Genomic DNA, 12,452 nt, shown 5'->3' with positions numbered 1-12,452 from the left:
CCACTGTTATCCGAAGAGAAAGATAAGGTTATGAGCAACGCCAAAGAAGTAACTGACGCAAGTTTCGGCACCGATGTTCTGTCTGCCGAAAAGCCGGTAATCGTGGACTTCTGGGCCGAATGGTGCGGTCCCTGCCGCAAGCTTGGCCCCATCCTGGATGAAATCTCCGTGGAATACAGCGAAAAGGTGGACGTCGTCAAGGTCAACGTTGACGACAACCCCTCCATTGCCGCTGAATACGGCATCACCTCCATCCCCGCCGTATACCTTTTCCAGGGTGGCGAAGTGAAGAGCACTGTCATTGGCGCCAAGCCGAAGCAATTCTTCGAGAAGGAATTCGCTGACGTTCTCTCGTAGCTGCTGGCCCTGGTAACAAGCAGGGGAGACATTCACGCGAAAATGGCCACCGCCTTAGGCGGTGGCCATTTTCGTCTTCCTGCCTCAGGCGCAGGTGCCCGCTACGTTGTTTCACGTGAAACTTCCCGCGGTGCGCGGTCGGCGCAGGCTAGCCACTGCTTCCACAACCTTTGTCCGACGATGGCATGCATAGACCCACGGCTGGGCCGTGTCTAAGCAGAGGATATGCAATGAGGCTAATAAAACAGGCTCTCGGAATAGCGTCTACTCTTTGCGGCGCAAACCGCGAAGACTGAGGACGACCTCCCTGGATTTTGCGATCGGCCACTATTGCCGCTATGCGTCACTACAACCATTCCAGGGACTTGGCACTCCGCAACGCTGCACCCTAACTCCTCATCATGCTCAAGCAAGGATCACGCGCACCGCAATGTTTCACGTGAAACAACTGACCAGTAGGCCGACAGTGCCCATGGCCCTCTCTGAGCGATCAACTAGTACCGCTCAGTCCTTGCGAAAGTAGTCTAAGCCGTCCCAGGAGTGGCACTACGGACCAGCACGGGGCCCCTTGGGCAATTCATAAACGCGTGCCGTAGTTATCCTCCGGTGCGGAATAACCCAGATCATGATCTTTAGGCCGTACGGGCACTCATTTGCTTCCATAGCCAAAGTCACAGGGGCAAAGCCGACGATGCACGGCCTGCGCGCAGGCCGACGGGACTGGAAACTCCAACACACCGTGTCGATAGCACTTATACAACGGCCAACGCAGATACAGATGGCATAGCCAGAAGAACTAGTAGAACTTCCAGCTATTCCGCAGGCCAGCGTCAGTCAGGCATCTGCTGATATAGCCTTCCGACTCTCACGGGGCTGAGCATGGTAGCCCACGCCAGTACGAGTGCAACTAGCCTCACTGCAGCCCAGTAGCGATAACAAAACTGCTCGATCGCTGTGACCGCTGCAGAAATTTTGTTCGCCTATATCACGGACGACCGACACCGACAGATACGTACTCTCGCTCATGTTCAGAAGCGGGAGAACGACAGATGCACGATCAGCGGGACGCTCCAGGGGCGCATGCCGGCCGGGTGAAAGCGATGAGGAGCACCGCCAACAGTATTGCGGTAGCTCATTCGACTCGTCCCCCTCAAGGCCCCTCCTAGAGTCATGGCGAACGATAGGGTAGAGCGGACGTTTCACGTGAAACATCGCTGCGCTGTTGATGATAGTTCGTTTCACGTGAAACTAGAGGCGCCGGCACTACGGAGCAGTGTTGCTTCCGATATGCGGAGCGGCGCATCGTAAATCTACGCGATCCGAGCTCCTACCTGCTGATCCCCGTCAGCGGTGTGAGCGAAACAAGTCCTCCGTGCACGTCCTGGTTTGGCGGCGGAGACACTCGCAGCCGCAGTCACACTCGCACTCGCACTCGCACTCGCACTCGCACTCGCACTCGCCGCCGAATATACGGCGTGCGTCCCGACAGTGATGGACACTCGGGGGGCTGTAGCGGCCGGTCTGCCCCTCAGGCACAGGTGGAAGCAGTGCCTGCATCACCACGACCCGGAGCACCGGCCCAACCACTGGATCAACCGCGGCGGTGCCACTCACCACAATGAACCTACATAGGTCAGCCAGGTCCTCCGCGCTGGCCAAGTCCGGTGCGCTGCTCCTGGCAATCCTGAGCCTCACGCATGGTGGTCAGCGCCAGCACACGGACCTTGGCCACGACGAAAAGAGCCTACCCAATCACGTCCTCGGTCAGCGGCCCTTGTCTTGTCCACATGGTTATCCACAGCAAGGACACTACGATATCCCCATACTTATCCACAGGTCACAAGGATGGACACCGCGGTCTACGACGTCGGAGGCGGTTCTCCAAGGGGCTGACTTCTCAAGGCCTGATGTGGAAGGATGCCGGGGAAAAGGACAAGAGCAAGAGCGGACTGCCACTTGGCGCCTCCCTCAGAGGACTTAGCAGCCATTAGTGGTTGTTGCCGAGATCAGGGGCGCTGCTCGTATGCAGCCTAGAGGTGTTTCACGTGAAACAAGAGCAGCCACAGTCAAGGCAAGCAGCTGGTTCTGGTGAGCGCGCGTCCCCCTTGTAGAGCAGCAGCACTCACAGCGGAGACCAACGGCCGCTCAGCGGATCATCCTTTATCCACACACTTATCCACAGCAATATCCACCGTCCAACTGCTCACACCCCGCCCCCTCTCAAGGACCAACCGTCGGTGGTGCGGCAGGTCGCGAGGCCGGATAACTAACTCCCGCGGCAACTATTGAGGCATGCCTGTATGCGCATACTGACTCCGCTGGTCAGGAGCCCAGCCCGTACAGCGACAACCGGCTGCCGAGCCGGGCAGTGCTCGTTCTATTTCTCGACTGGCTGACCTCAGCACCTCGAGTATCCATTGGCCAGTGCTGTCTGGATGCTTACGCTGTGACGGCGTCAGCAGCACAGTGACCAACCACGGCTTTCAGTACTTGGCCTGAGATACAGGGAAGATCGCCTACTAATGCGCGTGGCCGTGAACGGGCACGATGGCAATTATCGTCGCTAGGATCATCGACCTACGGCTCTTCATGGGACTGGATACACTTTCCTCTGCATATTTATCGTCAGCGCATTAAGAATAGAACCTGGCACGAACTCATCTGCCGAGTAGCCGCCGAGACCGTCACGGCAAAAACGCAATCGGGGGAGGAGGGGTCAACGTACTGCGCGTATGAGAATCTGGTCGGCAAGCGATCAGACGCGAGGCCTAGAGTCGTCGGCCGAAGCAAACATCGGCGGTGAAACAACTGGAGGAGCGTGCTGTCTTGGTCCCTCCGACAACACAGGATGTCTGGCACAGGACCCCGAGTAGAACTGTTTCACGTGAAACAAAACGCACTGCTGCCTCAGCCCGCGGCTAGATATGGTGGGGGACTTGCACCCCGCCACAGCAAGACCTTCAGGTACAGGGGACCAGCAACAGCCACCGGGTCAGCTCAAGGCCTTCCTCGCTGAAAACGATGTTCCCTGTACGACTCGGCCAGCGGTTTCACGTGAAACAACGCCGAGCCCCTACGAAGCCTGGGGAGACGCGCGGCGCTTCAGAAGGAAGAAGCGGCGCGGATGCATTCAGAAGACAGGCCACCATAGCGTCGCAGACGCGACAAGATGGCATCGCTCCGGCATGCGCCAGCATGAGCGCACTGCCGTCGGGCGGCCCGCGGTAGCGCCAAGGACATCGGCTAAAAGAGCCGGAGTCTGGCCTAATCGTCGAGCACTAATGAACCAATCGAATACGGTGAAGGCAGGCAAGGCCTCGCCGGCGCGGGCAACACGAGTGTCGGACTTGCGCGCCTGAAAACAGCTCATGATTTCGCACCTAGGACCGAAGGGGCCTGTGCAGGTGCCAACGTGCTTGGTCGTGTCCCAGCGGCCGACCGGGAAAATCAGGTCTTGCTGCCGAAATGACACCGGCCCAACACGATGAAGACTTGTTTGAAGCTGAGAGGTGCATGGCGGCCAAGTCGTGGAGCCCCGATAATGCCTTTAGCGTTCCCGGTCGCCGTATGACTCGTCTGGAATCCCGACGGACCTCCCTCCTGCCCTGAGTGCATGTGCTCCAGAACAGCAGGCCGAAGACGGGCGACTAATCCGCAACCCGGTCCAACCGCCCAGCAGGACATCGTGTTCACGTTTCACGTGAAACCTAACCACCGCGTGAACAGGGCAGCATTGGTCACCCGCAACGAGCTGCCAGCAATGCATGGATCAACACCCTGACCCCCTGCTGCGGCCCGGCCGCTACGGTCCTCCTGAGGAACATAGGGGTGCGCTATGCTGATCCGCTGTTGCTTTGCCCCCGCCACGGCGTTCCGCCGCAGCTGGCGAAACTGAAGGCCACTACATGCCTTCCGGCCGCAGGTCCAATGCCGCGGGGCATAGTAGGTACGGCCGGGACTGCAAATGACACCCGCTAAGAAGGAAATCGGGGAAGAGGGGGGACTCGGGGTGTGAAAACTGGAGGTGCCGAGTCAGGGTATTACGAATATTGGATGCACATTTCGTGCAAGAGCAGAAAAATCGCAAGCCGCAGATAGAGAAAAAGACCCGATTCGCGATGAATCGGGCCTTTCGCTGCTGAATCAGTTGGTGGAACCAGGGGCCAGGACATCCATGATTCTGTTCAGATCCTCGACACTGGCAAACTCGATACTGACTTTGCCCTTCCTGACCCCAAGCGAGATCTTAACGTTGGTATCAAGGCGGTCAGAGAGCGACGACGCGAGGTAGTCCAGACGCTCATGCCGTGCTCCGGGGCGCGGAATGTTGTTCTTGGCAGGCTTTGCAGGATCCTGGTAAAGGGTAACTGCCTCTTCCGTGGCGCGGACAGACATTCCCTCGGCAACAATCCTCTGCGCCAGGCGCTCCATGGCGGCAGCATCAGGAAGGGAGAGAAGTGCCCGCGCATGGCCGGCGGACAGCACACCAGCAGCAACACGCCGCTGTACCAGCGGCGGGAGCTTCAACAGGCGAAGAGTGTTCGAGACCTGGGGACGGGAGCGCCCGATGCGGTCCGCCAGCTGCTCGTGGGTGGTACCGAAGTCCTCGAGGAGCTGCTGGTACGCAGCGGCCTCTTCCAGTGGGTTCAGCTGGCTGCGGTGGAGGTTCTCCAGCAGTGCATCCCGGAGGAGGTCGTCGTCGGTTGTATCCCGGATAATGGCGGGGATGGTGTCCAGACCCGCTGCCTGCACAGCGCGCCACCGACGTTCACCCATAACAAGCTCATACGGCTCGCTATCTTTTTCGGTTGAAGAACGCACCACAATGGGCTGGAGGACGCCAATCTCGCGCACGGAATGCACCAGCTCAGCCATGTCGTCTTCATCGAAGACATTGCGCGGCTGCTTGCGGTTCGGATGGATGTCGGAAACGGGGATTTCCGCAAAGCGTGCCCCGGGAACTTCCACCAACTCAACACCGGAATCCGCCCGGATATCGGCACTGGCAGCAGCAACCGGAGCCACGCTGTCTGCAGCCGGGCTCTCCGTAACCGCGGCAGCGGTCGTAGCTTCCGCAGCAGGTGAGGGTTCGGGCGCCGCCTTGGGACTGGCCGCCGGAGTCTTCCTGGCAGGAGCCTTCTTCGCCCGAGCCGGAGCCGCAGCGTCACCGGCAGGAGCCGACTTTCTGTCATCGCTGCCGTTATCGGAAGCCGACTTGGCAGCAGTTGCCCGAGCTGCAGATGGGAGTGGGTCAGGCACAGTGGCTTCTTGTGTCCTGGCTTCGGCATCCGCCGCAGGGTGTTCCACTGGTTCGGTCTTTTTCCGGCCTTCAGGAAAGAACAGATCCACAGGCCGGGATACCGCACTACCATTGCCGGACCCATTGGTTGCGGCGGAACTCGGAATCAGCGCGCCAAGACCGCGGCCTAGGCCCCGTCGCTTCTCGCTCATGGGTAAATCCCTCCAGTGGTAGAGCCGCGGACCAGCCTGGCTCCGTGCGTTGCGGTATTGAAGATTTTAGCGTTCCGCTATTTCGGCAGCGGCTTCCAGGTAGGACAATGCACCACTCGAAGACGGATCGTATGTCATGACCGTCTGCTGGTAGCTGGGAGCCTCGGAAATCCGCACCGACCGCGGAACGACGGCCGAGAGCACCTGCTCGGGGAAGTGCTGCCGCACCTCCGCGGCGACCTGCGCCGCGAGGTTGGTGCGGCCGTCATACATCGTCAGAAGGATGGTTGAAACAACGAGGTCCGCATTGAGGTGCTTCTGGATCATCTCGATGTTCTTGAGCAGCTGGCTCAGCCCTTCCAACGCGTAGTACTCGCACTGGATGGGGATCAGCACCTCGCTGGCAGCACAAAAGGCATTGACCGTCAGCAGACCCAGGCTGGGCGGGCAGTCAATGAACACGTAGTCCAGGCGCTCTTCGCCGTTCTTCTCGCGGGTCTTCGCGTAGACATCGATAGCGCGCCGCAACCGCTGTTCACGGGCAACGAGCGATACCAGTTCAATCTCGGCACCCGCAAGGTGGATGGTGGCCGGGGCACAAATCAGTTTTCCAATGTCCGGGCACGGGGCAACAACATCGGCCAGCGGGACGTCATTGATCAGTACGTCGTAGATGCTGTCCACATCGGCATGGTGTTCAATCCCCAGCGCGGTGGAGGCATTGCCCTGCGGGTCGATATCGATGACCAGGACGTTCAGTCCGGCCGCCGCCAGGGCCGCCGCAATGTTCACCGTGGTGGTCGTCTTGCCCACCCCGCCCTTTTGATTGGAAACGGTGAAGATGCGGGTCTTTTCGGGCCGCCGGAGCTGGCGTCCCATCAAACGCTCACGGCGCTTGGTTTCGTGGGCCAGTTCGCGTGCAATGGGGCTGGAATCATCAATGGCGTCAATGACGTTCGAACGACCGCCAGAGGTTGTTTCACGTGAAACTGCGGCACCAGCAGCGGCAACCCCAACCGATTTGGGGTGATTGCCACCCCTTCCGGGCGCCATGGCGATGCCCGCGGGCCCCGATCCAGCGACAGAACGTGCCGACCCCAAGGACACAAACGGCGGGATCCGTTGTGCGGAGGCTTCACTACTGGTCACTGGGGCACACTCACTCTCGTTCAGCCAATTTTGCTGCCGTTGTCTAGCCTAACTGCTCCAACCTGCTGACAGCCGTCAGCAGGTCCGCATTAGGACTTCTTTTGGGACTTGTTCACCACGATGCGGACCACGGTGGTGGGCTCCTCCAGGAGGTTGTCGCCGACGGTCAGCACGGAGGTCTTGACACCACCCAGTTTGCGTATGGTCTTAGCCGCCTTCTCGATCTCCTCGCCGGCGCTGCGGCCCTTGATGGCCACCACTTCACCGTGCCCACCAAGAAGCGGGATGGTGAGTCCGGCAAGGTTGGTAAGTGCGGATACTGCACGGGCCGTCACGACATCAGCCTCCACGTGCCCCACCGCGAGCTCGGCGCGTGTGCGCATCACAGTGACATTGTCCAGGCCGAGGTCATCGACCACTTCCTGGAGCCAGATCACGCGGCGTTCCAGCGGTTCTATGAGCGTCAGCTCAAGGTCCGGACGGGCAATGGCAAGGCAGAGGCCCGGCAGCCCGGCGCCGCTTCCGACGTCGGCAACGTGGCTTCCGTGGGCGATCTCGCTTTCGATGACAGCACAATTGAGCACGTGCCGGCTCCACAGTCTGGGAACCTCCCGCGGCCCAATCAAGCCCCTCTCCGTACCGGAAGTGGCAAGGTGCTCCACGTAGCGCTTTGCCAGTTCCAGGCGGTCGCCGAAGATCTTCTCAGCAGCGCGAAGCTCTGCTGCCGTGATGTCAACCATGGTTATCGGGCCAGCATTCTCTAGTCTGCGGAAACAACAATATGGCGTCCGGCGCCTTCACCCTCGGACTCGCTGACCAGGCCCAGATCGGCCACAGCGTCGTGCACGATCTTGCGTTCGTAGGCACTCATCGGTTCCAGCGCAACGGACTTGCCGGTCTCCTTGACGGAGGCTGCCGCGTCTTCGGCGATCTTCTGCAGATGGCCGGTGCGTTCCTGCCGGTAGCCGTTGATGTCCAGGACAAGCCGGGAACGGTTCTCGGTGGCGGACAAGACCGCCAGCCGGGTGAGCTCCTGGAGGGCTTCGAGGACCTCGCCGTCTTCCCCAACCAGGCCTTCAAGCCCTTCGGCTTCCTCTTCGGCAACGATGGAAATGTATGTCCGGCCGTTGCGGACCTCGATGTCGATGTCGCCGTCGATGTCGGCGATGTCCAGCAGTTCCTCGAGGTAATCGGCTGCGACGTCGCCTTCTTCCTCCAGGCGGCTCGCGGAAGAAGCCTTGGGGGAAGAACTGTCCTGGTCCACGGACTCGTCCTGCTCGTCAATCGTCTCTTCAGAAAGGGTCTGTTCGGTGCTCTCGGCTGACATTACTTCCTCTTCCTGTTCTTGCGCTGGGGCTGGACGCGCTGTCCCTTGATCTCAACTGCGGCAGCCGCGGCGGCGTCGGCTGCTTCATCCCGTTTGCCGGTGAGGACGGACAGGGCCGGCAGGCCCTTGGCGGCACGGCGTTCGGCGAGTGCCTTGGCTGCGGGGGATCCCGGCGTCGGCATGCGTCGGATGACGAAGAACTGCTGGCCCATGGTCCAAAGGTTGGTGGTGGTCCAGTAGATAAGGACACCGATGGGGAAGTTGATTCCGCCCACACCGAAGACGATGGGCAGGATGTAGAGCATCATCTTCTGCTGGCGCATAAAGGGGCTGGCCATGGCTTCTTCAGACATGTTCTTGGCCATGATCTGCTTCTGGGTGATGAACTGTGAGGCCGTCATGGCAAGGATCATCACGATAGAAAGGACCCATACAGCAACTTGGTTGCCGCCACCTCCGCCGTGCAGCAGCGAGGCCGACAATGGGGCACCGAAAATGCTTGACGCGTCGAATTCGACAACCTGCTCATGGCTCATGGCCCCGATGCCGGCGCCCTGGTCCTTGGCGGCGGAGATGCCGGAGAGGACCTGGAACAGTGCGAAGAAGAACGGCATCTGGATCAGCATGGGCAGGCAGGCCGAGAACGGGTTGGTCCCGTGCTTCTTGTACATGGCCATCTGTTCCTGGGCCATGGCCTGGCGGGACAGCTGGTCGGTCTTGCCCTTGTACTTGTCCTGGAGTTTCTTCAGGTCGGGCTGAAGCAGCTGCATGCCGCGCTGGGCCTTGATCTGCTTGACGAATACCGGAATCAGGGCGGCACGGATCACCAGCACGAGTCCGATGATGGACAAAGTCCAGGTCCAGCCATTCGCGGCAGGCATCCCGATGGCACTCAAGCCATCGTGGAATCCGATCATGATGATGGAAACCAGCCACTTGAACGGGGCCATGATTGTTCCAAAGAAGTCCATACTTATCCCTATTCGTCAGGCCGCACTGCGGCCTTCTTCATCAGTCCGAGCAACCAGGTACTTGTCCGGATTGTTCAGCACAACAATTGTGGGGGTCTGGCCTGCAGGCCATTCCCTGCGGCCGGCGGGGACGTGGTCCACTCCGCCGGCGTTCCATGGATGGCAGTGGCCAAGGCGCCGGAGCGCGAGCCAGCTCCCCTTGACGGCGCCATGGACGGTGACCGCTTCAAGGGCATAAGCCGAGCATGAAGGGAAGAATCGGCAGACCGGCCCGTACAAGGGAGAAACCACTTTGCGGTAGGCCATCAGCAGAAGGATGAGGATATTCCGGGGCAGGTTCCAGAGGAACTTCCCGACGGCGGCAGGCACGTTGCGGGAATGGGCGACGACGGCGGTGGCGTTAGGCACGCGTTGTCCCCTCCTGTGTTGTACCGGCCGAACCTGTCGCGGCAGCCCGTAAAGGGCGGCCAGCCAGCCGGTTCAGCGTAGATTCCAGTGCAGCGTTGTAGTCCGACAGCAGCTGGTCCCAGCTGGCGGACGCGGACGCCGGAAGCGCCCGCACCACGATAGCCAGTCCTGTACCGTGCTCGCGCAACGAGGCAGCAGCTGCTTCTCTCAGTCTCCTCTTAACGAGGTTCCTGACCACAGCGTTCCCTACACTCTTGGAAACAATGAACCCGATCCGGCTGGGTTCGTCGGCAGCAATGGCTGCCGCATATAACACTACGTTCCGGCGCCCATTGCGGACACCGGAACGTACAGTTGTTGAAAAATCGGTTGAGGTCCTCAAGCGGTTGCGGGCGGCCAGCACCTTAAACTCGCAAAGGGATGTCTACCGACGAGCCAGTTATTTAGGCCGACAGTTCGGTGCGGCCCTTGCCACGACGGGCTGCCAGGATGGCACGGCCGGCACGGGTACGCATACGAAGGCGGAAGCCGTGCTTCTTGGCTCGACGGCGGTTATTCGGCTGAAAAGTCCGCTTGCTCACGTTAGTTACTCCAGTGGATCAAAGGTGCGCCCACCCGATCAGTATGGGGAAGAACTGGCCGACGCTAAGTTTTGTATATGCACGCTTCCCCCGGCTGTCCGGACGCACTGCGTCTGGAGAGTTCAGATGGGGCCAAAAAGCGGACACAAAGGACTTCACAACGTTAGGGCAATCCGCGGCCCAGAGTCAAACCGGAAGGGGCCCCGCCGGCTGTCCCCAGCTGTGCCTAAGTATCCCCAACAGCCTGTGGATGAAGTGGCTCACAGGGGCGGTTTGAGAACCACAGCCGTGTAATTATCCACAGCCGGATAGCCAGCTATCTTCTAGGCTTTTCATCCCCTAGAGTGTCCCAGTAGCCGATTATCCACGGACTGTGCATAACCCTGTGGATTAAGTGGGGCCAGCACCCTGGTTCCGGACTTGGGCTGCAGGCAATGCAGGCAAAGCAAGTTTTGAGGGAACCGATTGATGACAGTAGACGAAGCCAACCACGCCAATACTGTCGGAAGTTCCTGGCGCCGGGTTGTCAGCCTGCTGGAACAGGACCACCGCGTATCACCGCGCCAGAGGGGCTTTGTCATCCTCGCCCAGGCGCAGGGCCTCATCGGTTCCACCCTCCTGGTGGCGGTACCCAACGAACTCACCAGGGAAGTGCTGCAGACCCAGGTCAAGGACGCCCTGGACGATGCCCTCCACAACGTCTTCTCCGAGGACATCCGGTGCGCCATCGACGTCGACACCGATCTGGTTCCCATCCATAAGGAGCCCGAGCCCGTCGTCGAACCCGCTTACGCACCCGACCAGCTGATCGAGCAGAAGCCGCAGCCCATGCTGCCCAGCACTTCGCATGAATTCGGCAGGCTGAATCCGAAGTACGTCTTCGATACCTTCGTGATCGGTTCCTCGAACCGCTTCGCCCACGCCGCCGCCGTCGCTGTCGCCGAAGCTCCGGCCAAGGCGTACAACCCGCTCTTCATCTACGGTGACTCCGGACTGGGCAAGACCCACCTCCTGCATGCCATCGGCCACTACGCCCGGCGGCTCTACAGCGGAATCCGTGTCCGCTACGTCAATTCCGAAGAGTTCACCAACGACTTCATCAACTCCATCCGTGACGATGAGGGCGCCAGCTTCAAGACCACGTACCGGAATGTGGACGTGCTGCTCATTGATGACATCCAGTTCCTGGCCGGCAAGGACCGGACACTGGAGGAGTTCTTCCACACGTTCAATTCGCTGCACAACAACAACAAGCAGGTGGTCATCACCTCGGACCAGCCGCCCAAGCTGCTGGCAGGGTTCGAGGACCGCATGAAGTCCCGGTTCGAGTGGGGCCTGCTGACGGACATCCAGCCGCCGGAACTCGAGACGCGTATCGCCATCCTCCGCAAAAAGGCACTCAGCGAGGGCCTGTCGGCGCCGGATGATGCCCTGGAATACATCGCTTCCAAGATTTCCAGCAACATCCGCGAGCTTGAAGGCGCACTGATCCGGGTAACGGCCTTCGCAAGCCTGAACCGCCAGCCCGTGGATGTCGCCCTTGCCGAAATGGTCCTCAAGGACCTGATCACCGACGACGGCGCGCAGGAGATCACATCCGCCCAGATCCTCCAGCAGACAGCGGACTACTTCAAGCTCAGCATGGAAGAACTGTGCAGCAAGTCCCGGACCCGGACCCTGGTCACCGCCCGTCAGATCGCCATGTACCTCTGCCGGGAGCTGACTGACATGTCGCTTCCCAAGATCGGGCAGGAACTTGGCGGCCGCGACCACACCACGGTGATCCATGCCGACCGGAAGATCCGTGAACTGATGGCCGAGCGCCGTGTGATCTACAACCAGGTGACCGAGCTGACCAACCGAATCAAGCAGCAACAGCGCGACTCCTGAATGCACACCGCCCCCGGTTCTCTATACCTTATTAACAGGGGCATGTGGATAAGCCTGTGGATACTTAAGGGGACAAGCGCGGTTAATGGGCTTAAAACCCTTAAGCCGCCTGTGGATCGTTAAAAACCGGCCTTCGCGTTGTCCCCATCCACACCCTGTTTAAAACCCAGTTAACGCACAGTCCGTGAACAGGGCTTAACCGCGGAACGGTGGGGCAGGACGGGGTTATCCACAGTTTCCACAGCAGTTATTAACACTACGAATCCCAAAAAATTGAAATCCCTCAAACAACAAGATCGATCCGGGCGTTCCAGCGGG

Annotated in this window: 10 protein-coding genes; 2 read left to right on the top strand and 8 right to left on the bottom strand. The window is 60.0% G+C overall.

Features of this window, described 5'->3' with window-relative positions:
• Positions 1-30 precede the first annotated feature (30 nt).
• Positions 31-357 (top strand): thioredoxin, encoded by a 327-nt coding sequence (gene trxA / locus Q9R31_RS14750; protein ID WP_311263461.1) that lies wholly within the window; start codon positions 31-33, stop codon positions 355-357.
• Between the two features lie 4,143 nt (positions 358-4,500).
• On the opposite strand, the gene Q9R31_RS14745 is transcribed toward trxA, so the two are convergent.
• The 8 genes from Q9R31_RS14745 to rpmH all read right to left on the bottom strand — a co-directional run bounded on the left by Q9R31_RS14745 (position 4,501) and on the right by rpmH (position 10,244).
• Positions 4,501-5,808, bottom strand: coding sequence for a ParB/RepB/Spo0J family partition protein (locus Q9R31_RS14745; RefSeq protein WP_311263460.1), 1,308 nt, complete (start codon positions 5,806-5,808; stop codon positions 4,501-4,503).
• 66 nt (positions 5,809-5,874) lie between these two features.
• Positions 5,875-6,957, bottom strand: coding sequence for a ParA family protein (locus Q9R31_RS14740; RefSeq protein ID WP_311263459.1), 1,083 nt, complete (start codon positions 6,955-6,957; stop codon positions 5,875-5,877).
• An 89-nt stretch (positions 6,958-7,046) separates the two neighbouring features.
• On the bottom strand, positions 7,047-7,697 hold the full coding sequence (rsmG, locus tag Q9R31_RS14735; RefSeq protein WP_311263458.1) for a 16S rRNA (guanine(527)-N(7))-methyltransferase RsmG: 651 nt from the start codon (positions 7,695-7,697) through the stop codon (positions 7,047-7,049).
• A 20-nt stretch (positions 7,698-7,717) separates the two neighbouring features.
• Complete coding sequence (locus tag Q9R31_RS14730; RefSeq protein WP_311263457.1) at positions 7,718-8,284, bottom strand: R3H domain-containing nucleic acid-binding protein; 567 nt, start codon at positions 8,282-8,284, stop codon at positions 7,718-7,720.
• Positions 8,284-9,255: a membrane protein insertase YidC gene (gene yidC, locus Q9R31_RS14725; RefSeq protein WP_311263456.1), complete on the bottom strand. Its 972-nt coding sequence runs from the start codon at positions 9,253-9,255 to the stop codon at positions 8,284-8,286. The genes Q9R31_RS14730 and yidC overlap by 1 nt, the downstream gene beginning before the upstream one ends.
• A 15-nt stretch (positions 9,256-9,270) precedes the next feature.
• Positions 9,271-9,663 carry a membrane protein insertion efficiency factor YidD gene (gene yidD / locus Q9R31_RS14720; protein WP_311263455.1) on the bottom strand — a complete coding sequence of 131 codons (393 nt, stop codon included), beginning with the start codon at positions 9,661-9,663 and terminating at the stop codon, positions 9,271-9,273.
• Positions 9,656-10,066: a ribonuclease P protein component gene (gene rnpA, locus Q9R31_RS14715; protein WP_311263454.1), complete on the bottom strand. Its 411-nt coding sequence runs from the start codon at positions 10,064-10,066 to the stop codon at positions 9,656-9,658. Before rnpA ends, yidD begins: the two co-directional genes overlap by 8 nt.
• A 40-nt stretch (positions 10,067-10,106) precedes the next feature.
• Positions 10,107-10,244: a 50S ribosomal protein L34 gene (gene rpmH / locus Q9R31_RS14710; protein WP_003800212.1), complete on the bottom strand. Its 138-nt coding sequence runs from the start codon at positions 10,242-10,244 to the stop codon at positions 10,107-10,109.
• A gap of 468 nt (positions 10,245-10,712) precedes the next feature.
• Between rpmH and dnaA the strand changes: the two genes are divergently transcribed.
• Entirely contained in the window at positions 10,713-12,134 is a 1,422-nt protein-coding gene (gene dnaA / locus Q9R31_RS14705) for a chromosomal replication initiator protein DnaA (protein ID WP_311263453.1), read from the top strand.
• Positions 12,135-12,452: the final 318 nt, after the last annotated feature.

Origin of the sequence: Pseudarthrobacter sp. BRE9 (assembly GCF_031844305.1) — a bacterium.
Taxonomy (GTDB): domain Bacteria; phylum Actinomycetota; class Actinomycetes; order Actinomycetales; family Micrococcaceae; genus Arthrobacter.
The sequence above is the reverse complement of the archived record's forward strand: the minus strand, read 5'-3'. Positions and strand labels throughout refer to the sequence as shown.

Bases quoted from the DNA above. Each gene is read 5' to 3' on its own strand.
- Q9R31_RS14745 (WP_311263460.1), bottom strand. From the start codon at position 5,808: ATGAGCGAGAAGCGACGGGGCCTAGGCCGCGGTCTTGGCGCGCTGATT.
- yidC (WP_311263456.1), bottom strand. From the start codon at position 9,255: ATGGACTTCTTTGGAACAATCATGGCCCCGTTCAAGTGGCTGGTTTCC.
- dnaA (WP_311263453.1), top strand. From the start codon at position 10,713: ATGACAGTAGACGAAGCCAACCACGCCAATACTGTCGGAAGTTCCTGG.
- trxA (WP_311263461.1), top strand. From the start codon at position 31: ATGAGCAACGCCAAAGAAGTAACTGACGCAAGTTTCGGCACCGATGTT.
- Q9R31_RS14730 (WP_311263457.1), bottom strand. From the start codon at position 8,284: ATGTCAGCCGAGAGCACCGAACAGACCCTTTCTGAAGAGACGATTGAC.
- rsmG (WP_311263458.1), bottom strand. From the start codon at position 7,697: ATGGTTGACATCACGGCAGCAGAGCTTCGCGCTGCTGAGAAGATCTTC.